The following is a 21,918-nucleotide window of genomic DNA, read 5'->3' on the forward strand; positions in this document are numbered from 1 at the left end:
GAGGGCCTTTTGCAAGCCTATTGTCAGAAATTGGCCGTCTTTTCCTCGATCCGTTCATAAAGGAGGGCGGCCTCTCTGGCAGGACCACGCCGCTCTCCCAGCTGCATGACACGCCATACGCAGACCTCCCCCTGACGGTGGGGAGAGGCGAAGCTGACGATGTCTCCCAACCGGAGGCGGGCATGGGTCTTGTGGGTCCGCTGCCCGTTGATGCGAACCCGTCCCTTGCGGATGAAGGCGGCGCAGAGACCACGGGTTTTGGCTAGGCGGGTGTAATAGAGCCAGAGATCAAGCCGCTGTCCGTCCATCATGATGATCTGCCAGATGACCAGTTCCGGAGGGCTGCGAATGGTGAGTCGGCCTGCTTCTGGGCGGCTTTCTGTTCCCTGCGGTCAGCAGACGGTTTCTGTTGCCGGTTCCTGCGCCGTTCGGTGCCTTTCTGGCGGCCGGAAGGCCGTGTGTCCCTGTGGCCCGTCCGACCCAGAATGATGAGGGGCGAGGCGACGCCATACTGCCCGGCCGAAAGCGGCTGCGGCGCATGATGGGGAATGTTCAGGCTCTTGAGCAGGGCGGGCAGCAGGGCCGCCTTTATCCCGAGGGATGAAGCCAGTGTGTCGGGAGCCATGATATTGTGGCCGGGCTGCCTGCCATGAGGGCGAAGGGTGGAGAGCAGGGCATCCAGCCTGTCCAGACGGACATGCACGGGGCCGGCCTTTTCCCAGCCCGGCGGGGGGATGGGATGGCCATCGCTTGTGAGACAGATGCGGGCGGCATCGGGTGTGGCCTGCTGGCGGTCATGCCAGATGTTGTGCAGCAGGACCATCATCGGCAGGCAGGCCGGGCGGAACAGCTGCGGGCAGTAGACCTGCCGCCAGCCGATGCGAACCCCGCTGCGGTGCAGGCGTTTTCTCTCGGCAGGGGTAAGGGTGCGGTCTTCGGGCAGGGTAGGGGTGGTGCCGCCATCCTCCCGCAGGCGGTAATAGAGGCCACGCAGGGTGGGACTGTCCTGCAGCTTGTCTTCCAGACGGAAAAAGAATTCCAGAACGGTGCTGATCCGCTCCGTCATCAGGGCCTGAAGATGGGTCTGTACCTGTCGGCTCTGGTGGTTGTCCTGAAACTCACCGGGCAGAAGCTGGATGAGGGGGTGAAACAGGTCATCGCCCCGCACGAGGGTGGCAATGGGGGCACCTTCCCAGTGAATCTGCCTGTCATCGGTCAGGGTGAACCGGCTGATGTCCTGTGTGAGGAAATGGCGTATCCGGGCGGGCATGGCCTGCCGCAGGGCACGCCTGCCTGCCCGGCGCAGCAGGTCACCCTCCCGGCTGTCGGCGGGCGTGTCGATCTGCATGGTGAAGCCCACAATCTGCCCGACCTCGTGCCCTTCCACGATGATGCGGTTCTGGGGGGTGACGGCATGGAGAGCCTCGGAGGCCGCCCCGGGTTCAGGACGGCGGAGCAGGGCGGTGGCCCGCCTGTTGACGAAGCGTTCCTTCAGCCGTTCATGCAGCGTGTCGGAGAGGCGGTCCTCCACGGCACGGCAGCGTTCCTGCCACTGGCGGCTCTGGTGCATCCAGCCCGTCCGGGCAGCCACATAGGCGCAGACCCGCACGCCGGAGAGCCGGTGCATCAGTGTGTCCATGTCGCCATCCAGCCTGTCCAGCCCTCTCAGCTGGCCTTCCATCCACGCCGGAGGGATGCGGCGATGTTTCAGGAGGTCAAGGAACAGGCGGGCACAGAGGCGTGTATGGCTGCCATCGCCCAGCTTGCGGAAGTCCGGAATCTGGCAGACATCCCAGAGCAGTTCCGTTGCCCTGTGGCCACGGGCCACTTCCCGGATGTCGTCCATCTGCATGAGGCCGGTCAGGACATCCAGATCGGAGGCCGTACGCCCGGTGATCAGGCCGGGGCGGGGAGGCTTGCGCATCAGGCTGTTGAGAAGCGTTTCGGGCGAGGTGTAATCCAGAGCCGTCTGCCGCCAGTAGACGGCCTTGATGGCCTCGAACTCATGGTCTTCCACCGCCTTGACGAGCTGCTGGCTCATGGGCGGGCAGGAGGCCGTCGTGCCGAAGGTACCATCCCTCATGCCCCGGCCAGCCCGACCGGTGATCTGGGCGACTTCCTGCGGCGTGAGGGCACGGGAGTTCTGGCCGTCAAACTTGTGCAGGGCGGCGAGGGCGACATGGTCCACATCCATGTTCAGCCCCATTCCGATGGCGTCGGTAGCCACGAGATAGTCCACATCCCGGTTCTGGTAGAGGGCGACCTGTGCATTGCGGGTACGGGGGCTGAGACGGCCCATGATGATGGCACAGCCACCCCGTTTCTGCCGGATGGCCTCGGCAATGGCATATACCTCCGTGGCGGAGAAGGCCACGATGGCCGAGCGTGGTGGCAGACGGGTGAGGTTGACCGGCCCGATGTTCGTCAGCCGGGAGAGGCGTTCCCGGGTCTCGATCGTGATGCCGGGAACCAGCTGCCGGAGCAGCCCCCGGATGGTCTCAGCCCCCAGAAAGAGCGTTTCTCCCTTGCCACGGGCATGGAGGAGCCGGTCGGTGAAGATGTGGCCACGGTCCGGGTCTGCGGCGAGCTGGATCTCGTCAATGCCGACAAAATCCACCTTCCGGTCCAGCGGCATGGCCTCCACCGTGCAGGAGAACCAGCGGGCCCCCGGTGGAATGATTTTTTCTTCCCCTGTCAGCAGGGCGACATGGCGCTCGCCTTTCAGCTTCACGAGGCGCTCGTAATTCTCCCGGGCCAGCAGGCGGAGGGGAAAGCCGATGATGCCGCTCTGGTGCGCCATCATGCGGGTCAGGGCGTAATGGGTCTTGCCGGTGTTGGTGGGGCCAAGTACGGCATGGATCACCCCCGATTGCCGGGAAGTGGCTGGGGCAAAGGCTGGATGTGGTCCCGTCATGGCTGGAATGATCTTGCCTGAATCGGATAAAAGCAAGACATTCCATGCAGTTTTTCAGGAAGGCCAGAGTCACGCTCTGGATGATGGGACGGTATCCATATGTCTGACGCTCCGTTTTTGCCCCTCTGTACCTCTGGCGATGGTGGGGTGGCTCTCCCCCTCCATCTGGTCAAGGCGGGTGATGAGGCGACCCTTGCCCACCTGTTGGGGGAGCATGAGGCCTTCCTGCGGCAGCAGGGCTTCGAGGGGCGTGCGGGGCAGTTCACCTTCCTGCCGGGTGGTTCCGGTGTGGCCGGGGCCGTGTTCTGCGTGGAGGAGGGGAGAGGCCCCATGCCTTATGGTGCCCTGCCTGCCCATCTGAAGGAAGGATGCTGGCAGCCGCAGCCTGAAGGGCAGGAGGACGCCGCTCACGACGCCATGCTGGAGGAGCTGGTTCTGGGGTTCTGCCTTGGGGCGTATGATTATTCGCTGAAGCATGAGGGAGGCAAAGACCAGAAGACGGGGCCAAAACTCTGCATTCCGGCCAGCCTCGGGAGAGAGGCCCGGATTCTGGCCCGGGCTGCCTGGCTGGGGCGGGGCCTTATCAACACGCCCGCCAATCTCATGGGACCGGCGGAGCTGGCTACTGCTGCCCGCAGGATGCTGGAGGAGCGGAAGGTTGCGGTTGAGCTGGTGGAAGGTGAGGCTCTGGAGAAAGCCTATCCCTGTCTGGCGGCGGTGGGTGCCGGGTCGGACAGACCAGCCGTGGTCGTGATCGGCCGCCGGGATGGCCGGAGCAAGGATGCTCCCCGCCTGTCCCTCGTGGGGAAGGGCGTCTGCTTCGATACGGGCGGGTATGACATCAAGCCCGGCTCCTCCATGGCGAAGATGAAGAAGGACATGGGCGGGGCTGCCCTGATGCTGGCACTGGCCTGTGCCCTGCTGGATGCCGGAACCGACATTGCGCTGGAAATCCGCCTCGGCTGTGTGGAGAACAGCGTCTCCGGCCATGCCATGCGCCCGGGGGACGTGCTGACAACCCGAAGGGGGCTGCGTGTCGAGGTGGGCAACACGGATGCGGAGGGGCGTCTCGTTCTGGCAGACCTTCTGGCAGAGGCTGCCGAGAGCCAGCCTGACGTCCTGTTGGATGCGGCGACGCTGACGGGGGCCGCCCGTGTGGCTCTGGGGCCTGACCTGCCTGCCCTTTTCAGCAATGACGAGGAGCTGGCGGACCATATCCTGACCTCCGGCAGGGAAGCTCACGACCCGCTCTGGCAGCTGCCGCTCTGGGCAGATTATGACGGCTGGATGGACAGCTCCATTGCGGACTGCAACAACCTGTCATCCCGCCCGATGGCCGGGGCGATCACGGCAGCCCTGTTCCTCCAGCGTTTCGTTCCGGAAGGGCAGAGATGGGCGCATGTGGATACCTATGCGTGGAATGACACGGCCCGGCCCGGTCGTCCCGCAGGCGGGGAGGTGCTGGCCCTGAGGGCACTTTTCCGTGCGTTCTCGGAAAGTTTCTGAAAAGAAACAATTTGTAATCTTGTGTGCAGCAACCTGTTTTTTCTTGCCTTTTGCAAGGGAAACGGGTTTTGGAATGGCTGCCTTGCGCTGAGAGTGCTTGTCATTTCGATGTGAAAACGTCACAGAATGGATAGTAGAATGAAATCCCTATACAGGTGCGTCTGATACCACAGCCGGAAGGCTTGCTGGGCCGGCAGGATGATAGGGTGTGTGAAACCGGGAAACGATGGGGCTTTTGTTATGAGTCGGAATGCTGATAATCGCATGCTTCAGTTGCTGCGTGATACGATCGTTTCCACAGTACGTGGTGAGGGGCCGGATCTTTCTGCCCGTCAGCTGGCTGTGTTTCTGAGCTGCTATCTGGAAGATGGCGCCCATACGGTGCGGGGCCTTGCCCAGTCTCTCAATGTGTCCAAACCAGCTATTACCCGTGCGCTGGACCGATTGAGCGAGCTTGATCTGGCCCGCCGCAAGGTGGACCCGCTGGACCGTCGTTCCATTCTTGTTCAGCGAACCCTGAAAGGCTCGGCCTATTTGCGGGACCTGCGTGGCGTGATGGAAGAAGCCTGCGCTGATGATGTGGTCGTCCGTGCGCCTATTCTTTCATCCGTGGCGTCTCTCCAGACCCGTCGGGCTGGCTGATTTCTTGTCCGGGCCTGTTTCTTTTCTCGACCTGCCCGCCCAGCAGAGGCGTCTTGGGGCGGCCCTGCGGGAGCGGCTGGATCGGGTTCTGGCTCATTGCCGTTTCGTAATGGGGCCGGAAGTGGCGGAGCTGGAGGAGCGTCTGGCCCGTCATGGCGGTGCCAGACATGCTGTCGGCGTGTCCTCCGGGACGGATGCTCTGCTGATGGTTCTGATGGCGGAGGGCATTGGCCCCGGCATGGCGGTTTTTCTGCCAGCCTTTACCTACACGGCCACTGCGGAGGTGGTGCTTCTGCTGGGGGCGGTGCCAGTTTTTGTGGATGTGGACCCGCATACCTTCCAGATCAGCCTGCCATCTCTGGAGCAGCGTCTGGCGGATGTCCGGCAGGATGGTCGTCTGAAACCTGTAGCCATCATGGGGGTGGATCTGTTCGGGCAGCCAGCCCCATGGGATGAGCTGAACGACCTTGCCACCCGGGAAGGGCTTTTTCTTGTTGCGGACTGCGCCCAGTCCTTTGGCGCTTCTTATAGGGGGCGCCGGCTGGGGCATGAGGCCAGAGCCACGACTTTGTCCTTTTTCCCTTCCAAACCGTTGGGATGTTATGGCGATGGCGGGGCCGTCCTGACGGACGATGACGACAGGGCCGCACTTTATCGCTCTCTGAGAAGCCATGGGGAAGGGCCGCAGCGTTATGACGTGCAGCGCATCGGGCTGAATGCCCGGCTGGACAGTCTTCAGGCAGCTGTTCTGTTGGCCAAGATGGATGTTTTTGATGAGGAGCTGAAGAGGCGTGAGGCTGTGGCCTGTGCTTATGATGCTGGTCTGCCGTCGCTGGTCCGTCCGCCAGCACGGGTGCCGGAAAGCCAGAGCGCTTGGGCTGTCTATTGCGTGACCCTGCCATCCCGTGCCCTGCGGGACAGTTTGCGGGCCCGCCTTGCCGAGGCGGAAATCGCCACGGCCATCTATTATCCCATGCCGTTGCATCAGCAGCCAGCGTACCGGGCGGTGCATGATGGCGTTGCCCTGCCTGTGGCAGAGAGGATAGGAGAGCATGTGCTGGCCCTGCCGATCCATCCTGATCTTTCTGATGAGGCGGTTGCGCATGTGCTGGCTGTGACTGGAACATGGGCGGAGGAGCAGGATGAGCCGCAACAATAAGTTTCTTCTGGTTTTTGCGGTGGCGGTGATCGTGCCGGTCGTGCTGATCTGGACGGTGGCGTGGCCCATTCTGCGCCCTTGGTCCCTGCCGGACATTGCCCGTGGGACAGTGCAGGAAGCTGGAGAAGAGCGGAACCTCATGGCCGATGAGATCACGGCCATGAACCAGTGGCTGCACCAGCACCAGACAGGCTGGGGAATTTCTGGCGAGGTCCCCCCCAAGGATACACCGGCGGAGGCTGTTTATCAGCTTTCCAGTGCCGATGGTCAGGCCGTCATTCTGTCAGCCTGGCACTTCCGGCATGGTGCCGATGTGGTGGGTATCCAGACAAAGGCAGGTGGGGCGTACCGGATGCGTTCTTTCGAACGTGGGACACTCCATCTGCCTGATCTTCCCTGAGGGGGAAAGTCGCTCATTTCTTGGGCGGAGAGGTTGAGCCATCCGTCTCCTTTTTTGTGCTGTCAGATTGTTCCTGCCTGTTTCTGGCCATTTCCAGCTGGGTCAGCTCACTGGTTTCCAGCTGGGTTTTTGTAGCATCCGCCAGTGGTGGAGTCGCCTTGTCAAACACGGCCAGCAGAGCGGCCGTGATGGGGGACGCCAGCACAAGCCCTGGCACACCAAGGATGGAGCCGAAAACACTCTGTGACAGGATGGCCAGAGCAGGCGGCATGTGAACGGCCCGCCGCTGGATGAGGGGGGCCAGGATGTTCCCTTCGCAGAACTGGATGATGCTGTAGAGAATGGCCACGAAGAAAGCCTCTCGTGTGCCGAGGGACAGGCTGATGAGCAGGGCGGGCACAGCCCCCAGGATGGCCCCGATATAGGGTATGAAGTTGCAGAGCCCGGCCACGACACCCAGAGCAAGGGCCAGCGGAATGCCGATCAGATATAGGCCGAGGCCGGAGAAAAGACCGACAGCCAGCATGTCCAGAGCCTGTCCGGCGGTCCATGCCCAGAGAGTGTTGCCTGCACTGTAGAGGAGGTTGCGGGCGGTTTCCCGCTGGTCGGGCGGTACGAGCCGAAGAAAGCCGTTGATGTAGAGGGACGGGGAGACGGCAAAATAGAAGGCTGAAATCAGCACGACAAAGAGCGTACCAACCAGACCGAAAGCGCTGCCCAGCAGGCCGGTGACGGACCCGGCAAGACCAAAGCCAAAGCTGCTGAGGGGGGTTGTTGCATCATTGCCGCCCAGCGAGACGGGCAGGTGGTCCAGCACCATCTGCCCGATGGTTGTCTGGGAGAGATGCTGGTGCATGTCACCGGACTGTGCAACCAGGGCGTTCTTGAGGGCAATGAACTGTTCCCCGATGGCCGGGCCGTTGCTCCAGACCAGAGCCGTCATGATGCCAATGACAGCGAGGGCGACAAGGCTGACAGCAACCGGATAGGGAATGAATTTCATGTGTCGCCGCAGGATGCGGGCCAGCCCGTGCAGAACAATGGCCATCAGTGTGGCAGCAAACAGGACCGCCAGTACCTCGCCCATGAGCCAGATGGCCAGCATGATGAGGGAAAGCCATAACGTCAGGCGAATGATGCCGTAGATACGGTCCAGCGCATTGGCGGGAGTCTGCTGTGCCGCAGGAATGGGAGGGCGGTTGAAGAAAAAAGACATCGGGCGGGGCAGTTCCTGTGAGGGGCGGCGAAGATGACGAAAGAGATAATGTGGCTTATTTCATGGCAGGTCAATTTGTGGCTTTTTCAAGTTCCTCCTGCGCTTCCAGCCAGTGCATTTCCGTTTCGTCCTGTTTCTGGCTGACGAGGGCGAGATCGCTGTTCAGCGTGGCAATATCTTCTGCACGGCTGGACTGATAAAGGTCTGGGTCGGCCAGTTTGGCTTCCAGCTGGGCTTTGGCTTTTTCCAGACGTTCCAGCCGTGTTTCCAGATCACGGATCTTGCGGCGGAGTGGAGCGAGCTGGCGGGTCTGCTCCTTGCGCTGGGCACGCTGCTGGTTCCTGTCCGGCTGCGGGATGTCGTCATCCGTGTCTTTCCGGGATCGGGCTGCCTGACGCTGGTTTTCCTGCGTGGCCTGTCTGGCCCGTTCGTCCAGCCATGTGCGGTAATCGTCCATGTCGCCGTCAAAAGGCGTGATCGTTCCGTTTTCGGCAATCCAGAGCTGGTCAGCGACGGATTCCACCAGATGGCTGTCATGGCTGATGAGAATGACGGCCCCTTCAAACTCACCGAGGGCACGGATGAGCGCATCACGGGCATCAAGGTCCAGATGGTTGGTCGGTTCGTCCAGCAGCAGCAGATGGGGAGCGTGGCGGGTGGCCAGAGCCAGAAGCAGGCGAGCTTTCTCGCCACCGGAGAGGCTGCTGACAGGGGTTTCCGCCCGTTCTGCATCCAGCCCGAAACGGGCCAGCTGGGCACGGACCTGTGGCGGGGTGGCCTCCTTCAGCGTACGGGCCATGTGCTGGACGGGGGTTTCATCCAGAACCAGCTCATCCGTCTGATGCTGGGCAAAATAGCCGACCCGCAGGCGGGAGGAGGCCTGCACCTCGCCGGACATGGGAGACAGCTGCCCTGCCAGAAGTTTGGCGAAGGTGGATTTGCCGTGCCCGTTGCGCCCCAGCAGGGCTATCCTGTCCTCACTGTCCAGCCGGAGGGAGAGGCGGCGCAGAATGGCCGTCTCACCATAGCCGACGGACACGTCATCCAGTTTCAGCATGGGGGGGGGCAGGGCACCGGGGGCCGGGAAGGAGAAATGGGTGGGGGTGTCTTCCACCACCGCATCAATCTGCGGGAGGCGGGCCAGAGCCTTCAGGCGGGACTGGGCCTGCTTGGCTTTCGTGGCCTTGGCCCGGAAGCGGGCCACGAAGGCCTCCATCTTCGCCCGCTGGTCTGCCAGCTTTTCGGCCTGCCGGTTCTGCTGGAGCCTCTGTTCCGTGCGTATCTGCACGAAGCGTTCATAGCCGCCGGGGGTGAGAGAGAGTTTCTTCTGGTCCAGATGGGCAATGGCCTGCACGCTGTTGTCCAGCAGCGCACGGTCATGGCTGACGATCAGGGCCGCACCGGGGAAGCGGGCCAGCCAGTTCTCCAGCCAGAGCGTGGCCTCGATGTCCAGATGGTTCGTCGGCTCGTCCAGCAGCAGGAGGTCGGGGGCCAGAAAGAGCGCACTGGCCAGGGCCACACGCATCCGCCATCCGCCCGAGAAATCATTGACGGGACGCTGCTGCGCCGCCTGATCGAACCCCAGACCCGCAAGAATGGTGCTGGCCCGGGCTGGCGCACTGTGGGCATCGATGGCGAGCAGGCGTTCATGCACGTCCGCCAGACGGCTCGGGTCTGTCGTGCTGTCGGCCTCTGCCAGAAGGCGGGTGCGTTCCTCATGGCTGTTCAGGACCGTGTCCAGAAGAGAGAGGTGGCCGGAGGGTGTTTCCTGCTTCACCCGGCCCATCGTGGCACGGCCGGAAAGGGTGATGCTGCCGCCATCGGGAGAGATGTCCCCGGCAATGGCGGCCAGAAGGGTGGATTTTCCTGCCCCGTTATGGCCGATCAGCCCGATGCGCCGCCCGGGTTCGATGGTGAGGGAGGCCTGGTCGAGCAGGGTACGGCCTGCGATGCGCAAGGTAAGATCGGTAATGGAAAGCAGACTCACGCAGGCCCTCGGACGATGAAAATACGAAAAAAGATGCCCCGAACACTACCAGAAACAGGTTTTTTCCTCTAGGGGAGGCTGATTATAGACGTCTATTACTGAGGAGGGTCTTATGGCTCTGGAACGTACACTGTCCATCATCAAGCCTGATGCCACACGTCGCAACCTGACCGGCAAGGTGAATACTGTATTCGAGAATGCAGGCCTGCGCATCGTGGCCCAGAAGCGCATCCAGCTGACAGAGAAGCAGGCTGGTGCTTTCTACGAAGTCCACAAGGACCGCCCCTTCTTTGGTGAGCTGGTGTCCTTCATGTGCTCCGCTCCGGTGGTCGTGCAGGTTCTGGAGGGCGAGAATGCTGTTGCCCACCATCGTGACGTGATGGGTGCCACCAACCCGGCCGAAGCCGCAGAGGGAACCGTCCGCAAGCTTTATGCCCAGAGCATTGGCGAGAATTCCGTTCATGGCTCTGACAGCCTCGAGAATGCAAAGCGTGAGATTTCTTTCTTCTTTGCCGAGACGGAAATCCTGCCCTGATCCCTCTCTGAATGGAGAGCGGCATGGGGCATCGGCCCCTATAAGAAAGGGAGCCGGAGACGGCTCCCTTTTCTGTATCCAGCTGGTGGATCCTGTTCAGGAAATCTGCCGTCCCTCGATGAACCGGCGCAGTGTTTCCGGGTAGAGGCGGTGTTCCTGCTCCAGAACACGGGCTGCCAGAGTGTCAGCATCATCGCCGGGCAGGACGGGGACATGGGCCTGGGCCAGAATGGGGCCTTCATCCACACCATCTGTTACGAGATGGATGGTGCAGCCATGCTCCTTGGCTCCCGCCTTAAGGGCGGCCTCATGCGTATGCAGGCCGGGGAAGGCGGGCAGCAGGCTGGGATGGATGTTGATCATGCGGCCCTGCCACTGCTGGACAAGCCAAGGGGTCAGCACCCGCATGTAGCCTGCAAGGCAGATCAGCTTCGCACCAGAGGCCCGGACGGCCTCGTCCAGTGCCCGCTCATGAGCTTCACGATCCTTGCCGTATTCCTTGTGGGGAATGCAGAGTGTTTTTATTCCAGCCCTGCTGGCCGTTTCCAGCCCGGCCGCATCGGCCCGGTTGCTGAGGACAAGAACGATCTCGGCAGGAAAGTCTGGCCGGGCACAGGCTTCCATCAGGGCGACCATGTTGCTGCCACGACCGCTGATGAAAACGGCGATGGGGGTCTTCTTCACCATTGGTTCCTCAGCCCAGATTCAGCGGGGAGGTGAGGCGGAACGGCGTGCTGCTGCGGACGACACGGCCAATCAGCATGGCTTCTTCATCACGCTGTTCCAGCTCTGCCATGACCTTCTCCGGCTCGCTGGTGACCAGCACCATGCCGATGCCGCAGTTGAAGACCTTCAGCATTTCATCCTCGCTGACAGGTCCCTGTTCGGCAAGCCATGAGAAGATGCCGGGGATCGGCCAGCTCTGCCCGTCCACTTCCACACCCAGCCCTTCAGGCAGGACACGGGGCAGGTTCCCGGGCAGGCCGCCACCGGTGATATGGGCGCAGCCATTGATCAGCTTCTTCTCATGCAGGGCAAGAACGGTGCTGACATAGAGGCGTGTGGGCGTCAGGAAGGCTTCGGCCAGCGTCTGCTTCGGGGAGAAGGGGGCAGGGTCGTTCCAGCTCAGGCCGGAGGCTCCCACGATGTGGCGGACGAGGGAGAAGCCGTTGGAATGGACACCGGAGGATGGCAGGGCGATCAGGCTGTCGCCTTCATGGATGGTGGCGGGCAGCATGGCATCACGTTCCACGGCACCAACGCTGAAGCCTGCAAGGTCGTAATGGCCCTTGCCATAGAGGCCCGGCATTTCGGCCGTTTCACCCCCCACCAGGGCGCAGCCGCTTTCCTTGCAGGCGTTGGCAATGCCCTTGATGATCCGTTCCGCCACGGCGACGGAAAGGCTGCCCGTTGCCATGTAGTCTAGGAAGAAGAGTGGCTGGGCACCCTGCACGATCAGGTCATTGACGCACATGGCCACAAGGTCGATGCCGATCTCATCATGCAGGCCGCTTTCGATGGCGAGCAGGAGCTTCGTGCCCACACCATCCGTGCAGCTGACGAGCACGGGGTCTTTCAGGCCCGCTGCCTTGGGGTCGAACAGGGCACCGAACCCTCCAAGCCCGCCCATGACACCGGGGCGTGTCGTGGCCTTGGCCGCCGGCTTGATGGCATCGACCAAGGCATCTCCGGCTTCGATGTCCACACCGGCTGCGGCGTAACTGGCACTGGGGGAGGAGGATGTCTTGGTCATGGGGGTATGATGTCCCTGCTGGTTGATGCTGGTGCCTTTATAGAGCATCCTGCGTGAAGACGGAATGTGCAGGACTGTCAAATCATTTCGGTTTTGTGAAAGAATGGGAAACCTTCTGCTCCCCGATGACAGGGGCAGGCAGGCTGAGGCAAGGGGGCGGATGAAGCGGGGATGACAGACGCACGGGTACAGCTGGTGTTGGATCTTCAGCAGGACCGTCCTTTCTCGGCGGAACGGTTCATTGCTGGTTCGTCCAATGCGTCGGCGCGTGCATGGCTGGCACGGGCCCGCTGGCCGGAAGGGAGGCTCTGGCTGTGGGGGCCTGCGGGTACAGGCAAAAGCCATCTGCTGCATGTCTGGGCGCAGCAGAATGGGGCTGTGCAGTTCGAGGCTGCGGCACTGTCCTGTGATGCAGATGGGGCCCTGCTGGTGGCGGGGCAGAAGCTGGAGCCGGGCGTGACCCCGTTCGTGATTGACCATCTGGAAGGGCTGGAGCAGAAACAGGAAGTGGCGCTGCTGCATCTGCTCAACCGTGCTCATGCGGCGGGCAGGCGGGTGCTCATGGCATCCCGGCACCCACCGGCACGCCGTTTTTTCCATCTGCCAGACCTTGCGAGTCGGCTCAGGGCGACCATGACAGCGGGGCTGGAAGAGCCAGAGGATGAGTTGCGGGCAACCCTGCTGCTGTCTCTCATGGCTGAGCGGCAGCTTGTCGTGCCACAGTCCGTCACGGACTGGCTCTGGCGTCAGCTGCCCCGGACAGGGGAGGCACTGGTCCGGGCGGTGAACAGACTGGATGATGCCGCCATGAAACGGGGCAGCGCCATCAGCCGTGCTCTGGCCATGGAGGTGCTGGTCGATCTTCTCAAAGAAGAAGACTGATGGAGCCTTGCCTGGTCCGGGGGAAGAAATAAGAGGCGATTTTCTGCCAGATCAGGAACTGTCCAGCCCCAATTGCATTTGTTACCTGCAAGGCTGAAATACTATCTTAATAATTGTCATATTGACGGAACCTCTGTCTTATTGAAGCAATAAAGAAGCGGGATTGTGCCTGCTGACCAGCCAGGTGAGGAGACTGTCATGTCCAACATAGGGAATATGGCGTTTGTTGAGACAAACATGGCGAGTGAAGCCATGACAAAGAAACATCAGACCCGTTTCATCAATCGTGAGCTTGGCTGGCTGGATTTCAACCAGCGTGTTCTGGATGAAGCTGAAAATCCGGCAGCGCCCCTGCTGGAGCGGCTGCGCTTTCTCTCCATCAGTGCGGGCAACATGGATGAATTCTACGCCGTCCGTGTCGCTGGGCTGGTGCACCAGCTGAAGGATGGTTCCGGCAAGAAAAGCCCCGACGGGCTGACCCTGGCCCAGCAGCTTGAAACGGTACGGCACCAGGCATGGCATCTCCAGGGAGAGCAGCAGCGCATCTGGGGTGACATGCTGAAGGAGCTGCGGGACGAGAATATTCTCATCAGGAATGTTGAGAAGCTCCATCATCACGATCAGGAGTGGCTTTCCAAATATTTTGACAGCCAGCTTTTTCCTGTACTGACGCCGCTGACCCTGAATCCCACCCATCCCCTGCCGTTCATCTTCAGTGGCGGGCAGGCGCTGGTGCTCTGTCTCAAGGACCCGAAGACGGATCATCACATGATGGATGGCATGGTTGTCCTGCCAGAGCAGCTGCCTCGTTTCATCCGTCTGCCGGACCAGGATGACACGATCCGCTTCGTATTGCTGGAGGATGTGATCTTCCGCTTTGCCAAACGTCTGTATCCGGGGCTTCATGCCAGCCGTTCAGGCATGTTGCGCCTTGTGCGTGACCTGGATGTGGAGCTGGAAGAAGATGCTGAAGACCTGCTGAACAGCTTCGAGAAGGCTGTGAAGGAACGGCGGCGTGGGGCCTGCATCCATCTGGAGGTGGATGGTCGCCTGCCCGGGCATCTTATCCGCAAGCTGGGCGTGGCCAAGGATGATGTTGTCCATCTGCCGACCATGGTCGGTGTGGGCGATGTCAAGCAGCTCATCGTGTCCGACCGGCCGGAGCTTCTTTTCAAACCGTATCATCCCAGTATTCCGCAGCGTGTCCTGAAGCATGACGGCGATTATTTCGCCACGATCCGGGAGGCTGACCTTGTCGTCCATCATCCGTATGAGAGTTTTGATACGGTTGTTCATTTCCTCCAGCAGGCAGCACGGGATCCGGATGTCCTGTCCATCAAGCAGTCTATCTACCGGACATCGCATGACAGCCCGATCGTGGATGCGCTGATCGAGGCTGTTGAGGCGGGTAAATCCGTTACGGTAGAGGTGGAGCTGCGGGCCAGGTTTGACGAAGAAGCCAATATCCGTCTTGCCCGGGCACTGGAGACCAGAGGCGTGCAGGTCGTGTATGGTCTGGCGGCTTACAAGACCCATGCCAAGATGATCCTGGTGGTACGGCGTGAAGGCGACCACCTCCAGTCCTATGCCCATTACGGGACGGGCAACTATCATCCCAATACAGCTAAGATCTATACGGACATTTCCTATTTTACCTGTAATCCCGTCCTGGTTGATGACTGTGCCCGGCTCTTCAACTGTATTACCGGCGCTGCGGTGCCGGAGCTTCATGCGGTGGCTTTTTCGCCTCTTACCATTCGCCCGACGCTGGAAAAGCTGGTGCGGGAAGAGATGGAGCATGTCAGCGCCGGACGGCCCGGGCAGATATGGCTGAAGATGAACAGCCTTGTGGACAGGAAGCTGATCGAGCTTCTCTACGAGGCATCACAGGCCGGTGTGAAGATCACCATTGTGGTGAGGGGGATGTGCAGCCTGCGGCCGGGTGTGCCGGGCCTTTCTGAAGGGATTGAGGTACGGTCCATCGTGGGGCGGTATCTGGAGCATGCCCGTGTTTTTGCCTTTGGCAACGGGTGTGAGCTGCCTTCCCGCCAGGCAAAGCTGTACATTGCATCGGCTGACTGGATGAAACGGAACATGGACCGCCGCATTGAGGCCATGGTGCCCATTACGGATACGGAGTCTCATGACCGCATCCTGGGCGAGATCATGGTGGTGAATGTTCATGATACGTTGCAGAGCTGGGTAATGCTGCCTGATGGCCACTGGAAACGTGTCGAACCCGGCGAATCTCCCCTTTCCGCGCATGAGTATTTTATGGAAAAAGCCTCTGCGTCGGCTAAAGAAGCAGACACTCCAGCGAATCCCCGGCTGGACTCCGAGGATGGGGAAGGGCCTGCGAAGGAGGCGTAAGAATGGTGTATACGGCAGCGCAGTGGGGGGGACGGGAGTCCCGCCGGGCTGCAATCGTGGACCTGGGCTCCAACTCCGTGCGGATGGTGGTCTATGAGGGGGTTGCCCGCAATCCCGTTCCCATCTTCAACGAAAAGGCCACTCTGCGTCTTGGCGCAGGGCTGGAGGCCACAGGGATGCTGAGCGAGGAAGGCATCAACCGCGCGTTGGAGGTCCTTGCCCGTTATCAGGCCATCGGTCAGGCCATGAAGGTGGAACCGTTCGATGTTCTTGCCACGGCTGCCGTGAGGGATGCCCATAATGGGGCTGACTTTGTGAAAGCGGCCAAAGCCCGCATGCCGGAAGCCCGCTTCCGTGTGCTGAATGGAGAGGAAGAAGCGGATTATTCCGCCGCAGGGGTGCTGTGTGCCCTGCCGGATGCTGATGGTGTGGTGGCCGATATTGGAGGGGGCTCGCTGGAGCTGATCCGTGTCAGGAACGGGGCCTATTTCGAGGCTGGGACGACACCGCTTGGAGTGATCCGGTTGCGGGAGCGTTCGCAGGAGGACCTGGGAGAGGCCAGCAAGATTGCCAGAAAGACGCTGGCAGATGTCTCATGGCTGGAAACGGCGGCCGGCAAGCCGCTTTATCTGGTGGGTGGGGCTTTCCGGGCGCTGGCCCGCCTGCATGTGGCCCGTATGGAGTATCCTCTGAACATGGTCCATCTCTTCCGGCTCAGCCGGGCAGAGGCAGAGGAAATGGCAGGCTGGGTCATCGGGGCCAGCCGCAAGCAGATGGAAAAGATCGGCAACGTCCCACGCAAGCGGATGGTGGATGCGCCATTTGCAGCCCAGGTTCTGCTCGCCCTGCTGGCCCAGACAGATGCGCAGGAGGTCGTTTTCAGTGCGGAGGGTCTGCGGGAAGGCTGGTACATGCGTGAGGTTGCCTCCTCTGTTGCTGAGGAAGACCCTATGGAGGCTCTGGCGCGGGAGATGGCAGGGCGGCTTGGCCGTAATGCCTCCTTGGCCGAGCCTCTTATCACATGGGTGTCTCCTGTCTTCCTGACTGGACTGGACTGGGTAGAAGATTCTTTTCTGGCAGCACAGCTCCGGCTGGCCTGTACCATCTCCGATATCGGGTCATATGACCATCCGCAATATCGGGCAGAGCAGACCTATCGACGGGTCCTGTACTGTCATGGTGTTGGTTTTTCCCATGAATCGCGGGCCTTTCTGGCCCTCGTGCTGGCCGTGCGGTACGAGATCAACAGGGATGATCCCGTTCTGGAGCCGTCCCGCCGTCTGCTGAGCAAGGGACGCTACGAGGCGGCCGTGCAGCTCGGGCTGGTGCTGCGTCTGGTCTATACATTATGTGCTGGGACAGAGGTTCTTTTGGAAAGAACACACCTGGCCATGAAGGATGACAAGCTGGTGCTCAGCCTGCATGGCAGTCGACTGCGTTCTGGCGGCAGCGCCATTTCCCGTCAGCTGGAACGCCTGGCCGAGGCACTGGGGATGAAACCGTCCCTGCGCTGACAGGCGGCTGTTTTCTGTACAAAGAGCCAGCATCCCCGATAGGATGGCTGGCTCTTTTTTTAATCTGACATGATCTTGCGGGCCTGGTCCTATTCCCAGACGTTTTGTCGTCCTTCAGGGGGCATGTCAGACGGTTCAGCTTTTTCTCCATTCCACCCGATATGACGGGTTTCTGCCGGCTGGCTCCCGCCATCTGACAGGGTCAGTGCGACTGACGGAGGGGGGCAAGAAGCCGGTTGAGATAATCCAGCTCACTCTGGGGGCGGGTGCGGTCAGAGGCACGACGTTGCAGTTCACGCTCGATGTCATGGGCACGGTTGCGCTCATGGTCCGGGATGTGGGCATCAGAGTCCGGACTGTCATCCAGTTTCCGGCCCAGCGGGTCCTGATTCTCCGGCTGTTTTTCCTCATCATCATGTGTGTCCTCATCCTGCCCGCCGTTCGGGTCGTCATCGGGGGAGGCAGAGGGGGTGCCGTTCTGCTCATCTGGCGATGAGGAGGCAGAAGGAGGAGGAATGAAGCCAAGATGCCCCTTGCTTTCCTGACTGGATGCAGATTGGTTCCGGCTCATCTCATGACGGGACTGTGACAGATCATTCAGGACGGTCTGGATGTTCTTCACGCTTTCTTCGTCCTGACGGTTGGCGAGGCTCTTCAGGACAGCTCCCATATCTTTTTCTGCTTTTAGCAGATTGGACATTTTTTTCTTTGTCAGGGTTTCCCCACGATGGTTGAGCGTGCCGGCCAGAAGGCGCAGGGCATATTGGGTTGCATGGTCCTTTTGCCGTTCATCAGCATGGAGGAGAACGGCCTCCTGATCCAACTGTGATGTTGTGGAAGAACTGTCTGTTGAGGCGGAAACCATGCCAAGCTGGCTGAGCAGTTCGGCTGTGGACATCTGGGAGACATCCTTGTGCTGGGTGTCCTGATCATCCGTTTTGGGGCGCTCTGAGGCAAGACGTTTCTGGGCGTGGTTCAGAAGGTCGGTTTCCTGCCGTATCAGATCCCGCAGGGCGAGGCGCTGGGTACGGGCTTCAGCCTGCGCCTGCATGGAGGCGGCCAGCGACTGCATGTCTGGCAGGGTCGCCTGCCGGAGCTGTTCGGCAGGTTCCACCATATTGCGCAGGTGCTCCAAAGCCTGTTCTGTCCGTCCGGCCAACGCATCAGACTGGACCTGCCCGGCAAGGCGGATCCAGGGCATTCCCCGGCCACCGGGCATGGGCATGACGAGGCCGCTTTGGCTGGCTTTCTGGAAAATGAAGGCCATGTGGCCGTCCAGAGCAGTTTTCAGGCTTTCCAGTTCGTCATGCAGCGCCTGCTGTTCAGCTGGAGGCGGGGGAGCGGGATGCTGCCCGAGAGCGAGAAGATGCAGGCGTATCCCGTTCTGCAAGGCCCGTACATGAAGCATGGAGGCCGCAATGGCCTGCCCGGATTGTGAACGGTCTTCCGCATAAAGGGCTGTGAACCAGAGCTGTTCAGTCAGGGCCTGGAGGGGCAGGCCTGTCGTTGCCTGCCGCTGTAGCAGGGCGAGTGGCAGGCTGAGATCAGCCGGAAGAGGCAGGTCTGTCAGAAGGGCCAGCAGGTGGGCTGCCTGTGCTTCTGTTGTGCGCTTGAGAACAAGAGCCAATCGCAGGTCCAGCAGTGCGCGGCTCAGTGGATCGTGAAAGGAACGGTGCCCCAGGCGGAAGGTCTGGAGTTTGGAGCAGCGTTCTTTGCCAGAGCTGCTGCGGGCGCAGAGCTGCCCGGCAACTTCCAGCCCGGCGAAGGGGCTGTCGGAGAGGTCGAGCCGGGTGGTGCCCGTGGCTTTGGTCGGCTGTTTTTCCAGCGGCAGGGGAATGGTCAGACCATGAGCAGGGTCCGGCGTGTGCGCTGGTGGAATGATGGGGTGCAGTCTGGCTTCCAGGGAAGCGACACCATGGGGCTGGCTGACTGACCATGGAAAGCTGGTATACCAGTCCTGCGATATGGCACCGGCTTTGGCGGTCCATTGAATGTCTGGCGGTGTGTCGGCACTGACATGAAGCTGCCAGCGCCCCAGCCTGCGGCCCCGGACAGAAAGACTTATGGTGCCGCTCTTTCGCAGGGTTCCTTCAATCTGCCAGCTTCCTTTCTCCCGGGATGTCTGGCTGTGCTCGACAGTACCATGCAGGGCGGGGCGTCCTGATGTGGCGTCCAGCACGGCGTGGAGCCGTGCTCCTTCCGGTAGTGAGAGGGCGGGACTGTGTGCCGTCAGGAAAATGGGTGGGCCGGGTGAATAGGCGGGCTGGTCGATCCATGCCTGCATGGCAGGGAGCGGTGCGGCGTCATCATCCATGCCGGGGATGAAGCCAGCCTTCAGTCTCAGCCCGGCCTGTGGTCCCGCCAGCCCCCCAAGGACGAACAGGCAGAGCACGACAAGAGCGGTTGTCAGCCTGCCTGCCCAGTGTGGAAAGAGCCGTGGAAGACGCAGGCGGAGAGAGTCGAACGAGTCCAGAAGCCGTTGCCGGTGGATGGTCCAGAGCTGCCCTTCCCGGCGTATGTCTTCCTCGGAGAGGCCTTCAGGCAGAGCGGGGCGGTCTGTCAGGGCTGCCAAGGGCGGAAAGGCAAGCCCGGAATCGCTGGCGATACGCTGATCCACCTGTGCAGCGGAGGGACGGGGCAGGCGGTGGAGGCGCCGGGCTGCCAAGAACAGCACACTTCCGAAGGAGGAGACTTCCAGCAGGAGGTGCAGGCTGTCAGGCAGGGATTGTGGGAGATGAAGCAGGGCCGCACAGCCCCACAGGCCAGCAAGCAGCAGGGGCCAGCGGGCATGATGCCAGCACTGTTCCAGCCGGAGCCGACGGTAGGCCTGCCGCTGGATGTGGGCAAACCGGGGAGGGAGGGGTGTGGGCTTCACGGGGGTCAGGGGCGGGCCAGCCAGTCGGGGACGGCTTCCTGTGCCAGCAGCTCTTCAAGTGTCTGGCGTCTGCGGATGATGGCTTTCCGGCCGCCTTCAATCATGACCTGCGCAGCAAGGGGGCGTGAATTGTAGGTGGAGCTCATGACTGTGCCATAGGCTCCGGCATCCAGCAGAGCAACCAGATCTCCTTTCTTCAAAGGGGGCAGGGAACGCTGGCGGGCAAAGATGTCGCTGCTCTCACAGATGGGACCGACCACATCTACGCACTCTTCGGTGGTGGTGTCCGGTTCGTTCAGGGGGAGGATGCCATGCCAGGAATCATACATGGCTGGGCGGACGAGGTCATTCATGCCAGCATCAATGATGACGAAACGGCGGGCAGCGTCCTTCACGTCGATCACACGGGCCAGAAGAACCCCGGCGGGTGCCGCCAGCCAGCGGCCGGGCTCGACATGCAGCTGCACATCCAGGTCTCCCAGCGTCTCGGCAATGACATCAGCCAGCATGGCGGGGGGAGGTGCCTGCTCGTTCCGGTAGGCGATACCAAGGCCGCCGCCGCAGTCAATGTCGCTGACATGCAGCCCATCTTCCCGCAGGGTGCGGACGAGTGCGGCAATTCGCTCATAGCCTTTGCGGAAGGGAGCTGCCGTCACCATCTGGCTGCCGAGATGAACGGCAAGACCGACCAGCTCCACACCGTGCATGTCTGTCTGTGCCTTCCGGTAGAGGGCCGGGATGGCGTCATGGTCAATGCCGAATTTGTCTTCGGCACGCCCTGTCGTGATCTTGCTGTGTGTCTGGGCGTCAATATCGGGATTGACCCGGAAGGCGATGCGGGCCCGCTGCTGCATGTTTTGTGCCAGAGCGTTGAGCCGGTGCAGTTCTTCCACACTTTCGACATTGATCTGACCGATCTGATGATGAATCGCCAGCTCCAGCTCGTCATCCGTCTTGCCGATTCCTGAGAAGACGATGTCACGGGCCCTGATGCCCGCCGCAAGAGCCCGCCGCAGCTCTCCACCGCTGACGACATCAGCCCCGAAGCCACATTGTGCCAGAACGGTCAGGCAGGCCTGATGATCCTGTGCCTTGACGGCAAAGTGGCAATGGATGGGCAGATTGCGGGCCCTGAATGCATCCTGAAGGGCATGGGCACGCTGGCGTAGCGTATCGGCGCTGATGACCCAGCAGGGTGTTCCGTGCTCTCTGGCAATATCCGTGAGAGAGGTGCCATCCATGACCAGCCCCTGTCTGCCTTCGTAGGACAGGTTGGGGTGGTTGTTCAGGAGGGTCTGGAATGTCGGGTCGGGATGTGTCGAAGTCATGACCGCATGATTACAGACCAGCAGCCAAAATGGGAAGGTGTAACCCGCAGGAAACAGGGGTGCAGCCGCAGACAGTACGGAACACCCTGACGCTCTTCCCAAGCAGCTATGGAAGCGCTTCAATCATGTATTCTGGATGAGGAGATATGTGGTGCACCCGAGAGGACTCGAACCTCTAACCCCCAGATTCGTAGTCTGGTGCTCTATCCAATTGAGCTACGGGTGCAGACCTCGGAAGACCCGAGTATATGATGACATGGTGCACCCGAGAGGACTCGAACCTCTAACCCCCAGATTCGTAGTCTGGTGCTCTATCCAATTGAGCTACGGGTGCGCCGTGTTGAGGAGGCTTCTATCCGGTCTGGGGCAGTGGTGCAACCCCACTGGAGAAGTTTTTTTAAATATTTTCCAGTGGGATGTTCCCGGCGTTTTTCAGCGGCGAATCAGCGAAACATGGGCACGGCAGCGTGGTGACGTGTAGGTCCCACCGATGGCCGTACCAACCGGATAGCCGTTGAATGTCTGCCTGTAGGGGGTATCGTTCATTCCCTTGTCGGTCAGTTCGGCTAGGTAGTGCTGCTGGCCTTTTTCATAGGTGCCCCGGAGAGTGGATGTATTCATGCCGGGGTTGAAAACGACCTCATGCCCACGGATGCGAAGGGAGGATATGTCCTTGGTCGGGCAGATTCCCTGCTCGGTAACGAGCTTGCCCGTCCACAGGCCATAGGGGTCGGAAGCCGGGTCGGGAAGGGAGGAGCAGGCCCCCAGAGTGCAGAGGCTGACCAGACAGGTGAGAAAAGCGGGACGCATTGCGCAGTTCCTGAAAAACATGTTCGA

The 21,918-nt window shown here is 61.1% G+C and carries 17 protein-coding genes and 2 tRNA genes; 8 read left to right on the top strand and 11 right to left on the bottom strand.

Annotated elements, in window-relative coordinates; all coding sequences use genetic code 11:
* Nucleotides 1–23: 23 nt before the first annotated feature.
* Both DTJ15_RS02945 and DTJ15_RS02950 read right to left on the bottom strand, forming a co-directional pair.
* Nucleotides 24–311 carry an RNA-binding S4 domain-containing protein gene (locus DTJ15_RS02945; RefSeq protein WP_043560508.1) on the bottom strand — a complete coding sequence of 96 codons (288 nt, stop codon included), beginning with the start codon at nucleotides 309–311 and terminating at the stop codon, nucleotides 24–26.
* Nucleotides 308–2,914 carry a helicase-related protein gene (locus DTJ15_RS02950; protein WP_249109358.1) on the bottom strand — a complete coding sequence of 869 codons (2,607 nt, stop codon included), beginning with the start codon at nucleotides 2,912–2,914 and terminating at the stop codon, nucleotides 308–310. Before DTJ15_RS02950 ends, DTJ15_RS02945 begins: the two co-directional genes overlap by 4 nt.
* A gap of 99 nt (nucleotides 2,915–3,013) precedes the next feature.
* Between DTJ15_RS02950 and DTJ15_RS02955 the strand changes: the two genes are divergently transcribed.
* The 4 genes from DTJ15_RS02955 (at nucleotide 3,014) to DTJ15_RS02970 (ending at nucleotide 6,621) form a co-directional block, all read left to right on the top strand.
* A complete protein-coding gene (locus DTJ15_RS02955; protein WP_249109359.1) occupies nucleotides 3,014–4,420 on the top strand; it encodes a M17 family metallopeptidase in 1,407 nt (468 codons plus the stop codon).
* A gap of 240 nt (nucleotides 4,421–4,660) precedes the next feature.
* The gene (locus DTJ15_RS02960) at nucleotides 4,661–5,062 is read left to right on the top strand and encodes a MarR family transcriptional regulator (RefSeq protein ID WP_249109360.1); all 402 of its coding nucleotides are present in this window, start codon (nucleotides 4,661–4,663) and stop codon (nucleotides 5,060–5,062) included.
* A gap of 4 nt (nucleotides 5,063–5,066) precedes the next feature.
* On the top strand, nucleotides 5,067–6,221 hold the full coding sequence (locus DTJ15_RS02965) for a DegT/DnrJ/EryC1/StrS aminotransferase family protein (RefSeq protein ID WP_227656582.1): 1,155 nt from the start codon (nucleotides 5,067–5,069) through the stop codon (nucleotides 6,219–6,221).
* Nucleotides 6,205–6,621 carry a hypothetical protein gene (locus tag DTJ15_RS02970; RefSeq protein ID WP_043560501.1) on the top strand — a complete coding sequence of 139 codons (417 nt, stop codon included), beginning with the start codon at nucleotides 6,205–6,207 and terminating at the stop codon, nucleotides 6,619–6,621. Before DTJ15_RS02965 ends, DTJ15_RS02970 begins: the two co-directional genes overlap by 17 nt.
* A gap of 13 nt (nucleotides 6,622–6,634) precedes the next feature.
* Here the strand turns inward: DTJ15_RS02970 and DTJ15_RS02975 are convergent, their stop codons facing one another.
* On the bottom strand, nucleotides 6,635–7,837 hold the full coding sequence (locus tag DTJ15_RS02975; RefSeq protein ID WP_086431072.1) for an AI-2E family transporter: 1,203 nt from the start codon (nucleotides 7,835–7,837) through the stop codon (nucleotides 6,635–6,637).
* A gap of 70 nt (nucleotides 7,838–7,907) precedes the next feature.
* The gene (locus tag DTJ15_RS02980) at nucleotides 7,908–9,824 is read right to left on the bottom strand and encodes an ABC-F family ATP-binding cassette domain-containing protein (RefSeq protein ID WP_249109361.1); all 1,917 of its coding nucleotides are present in this window, start codon (nucleotides 9,822–9,824) and stop codon (nucleotides 7,908–7,910) included.
* Between the two features lie 112 nt (nucleotides 9,825–9,936).
* Here DTJ15_RS02980 and ndk point away from each other — a divergent pair, with 112 nt between their 5' ends.
* Nucleotides 9,937–10,359: a nucleoside-diphosphate kinase gene (ndk, locus tag DTJ15_RS02985; protein ID WP_043560494.1), complete on the top strand. Its 423-nt coding sequence runs from the start codon at nucleotides 9,937–9,939 to the stop codon at nucleotides 10,357–10,359.
* A gap of 96 nt (nucleotides 10,360–10,455) precedes the next feature.
* Here ndk and purN read toward each other — a convergent pair whose 3' ends face one another.
* Both purN and purM read right to left on the bottom strand, forming a co-directional pair.
* Nucleotides 10,456–11,046, bottom strand: a complete 591-nt coding sequence (purN, locus tag DTJ15_RS02990) for a phosphoribosylglycinamide formyltransferase (RefSeq protein ID WP_081563055.1) — start codon at nucleotides 11,044–11,046, stop codon at nucleotides 10,456–10,458.
* 7 nt (nucleotides 11,047–11,053) lie between these two features.
* Nucleotides 11,054–12,112, bottom strand: coding sequence for a phosphoribosylformylglycinamidine cyclo-ligase (gene purM / locus DTJ15_RS02995; protein ID WP_043561347.1), 1,059 nt, complete (start codon nucleotides 12,110–12,112; stop codon nucleotides 11,054–11,056).
* A 171-nt stretch (nucleotides 12,113–12,283) separates the two neighbouring features.
* Between purM and DTJ15_RS03000 the strand changes: the two genes are divergently transcribed.
* From DTJ15_RS03000 to DTJ15_RS03010, 3 genes are all read left to right on the top strand, one after another.
* Nucleotides 12,284–12,994 carry a DnaA ATPase domain-containing protein gene (locus DTJ15_RS03000; protein ID WP_086431070.1) on the top strand — a complete coding sequence of 237 codons (711 nt, stop codon included), beginning with the start codon at nucleotides 12,284–12,286 and terminating at the stop codon, nucleotides 12,992–12,994.
* 252 nt (nucleotides 12,995–13,246) lie between these two features.
* Nucleotides 13,247–15,364: an RNA degradosome polyphosphate kinase gene (locus DTJ15_RS03005; RefSeq protein WP_249109363.1), complete on the top strand. Its 2,118-nt coding sequence runs from the start codon at nucleotides 13,247–13,249 to the stop codon at nucleotides 15,362–15,364.
* A 2-nt stretch (nucleotides 15,365–15,366) separates the two neighbouring features.
* Nucleotides 15,367–16,878, top strand: coding sequence for a Ppx/GppA family phosphatase (locus DTJ15_RS03010; protein ID WP_086431069.1), 1,512 nt, complete (start codon nucleotides 15,367–15,369; stop codon nucleotides 16,876–16,878).
* Nucleotides 16,879–17,080: 202 nt separating this feature from the next.
* Here DTJ15_RS03010 and DTJ15_RS03015 read toward each other — a convergent pair whose 3' ends face one another.
* From DTJ15_RS03015 to DTJ15_RS03035, 5 genes are all read right to left on the bottom strand, one after another.
* Nucleotides 17,081–19,753 carry a DUF4175 family protein gene (locus DTJ15_RS03015; RefSeq protein ID WP_249109365.1) on the bottom strand — a complete coding sequence of 891 codons (2,673 nt, stop codon included), beginning with the start codon at nucleotides 19,751–19,753 and terminating at the stop codon, nucleotides 17,081–17,083.
* Between the two features lie 5 nt (nucleotides 19,754–19,758).
* Nucleotides 19,759–21,081, bottom strand: coding sequence for a diaminopimelate decarboxylase (lysA, locus tag DTJ15_RS03020; RefSeq protein ID WP_249109366.1), 1,323 nt, complete (start codon nucleotides 21,079–21,081; stop codon nucleotides 19,759–19,761).
* A 149-nt stretch (nucleotides 21,082–21,230) separates the two neighbouring features.
* Nucleotides 21,231–21,307: transfer RNA gene (locus DTJ15_RS03025), tRNA-Arg, on the bottom strand.
* 31 nt (nucleotides 21,308–21,338) lie between these two features.
* A tRNA-Arg gene (locus DTJ15_RS03030) sits at nucleotides 21,339–21,415 on the bottom strand.
* A 98-nt stretch (nucleotides 21,416–21,513) separates the two neighbouring features.
* Nucleotides 21,514–21,891: a hypothetical protein gene (locus DTJ15_RS03035; protein WP_249109368.1), complete on the bottom strand. Its 378-nt coding sequence runs from the start codon at nucleotides 21,889–21,891 to the stop codon at nucleotides 21,514–21,516.
* Nucleotides 21,892–21,918 lie beyond the last annotated feature (27 nt).

Origin of the sequence: Parasaccharibacter sp. TMW 2.1891 (assembly GCF_023337675.1) — a bacterium.
Taxonomy (GTDB): Bacteria; Pseudomonadota; Alphaproteobacteria; order Acetobacterales; family Acetobacteraceae; genus Bombella; species Bombella apis.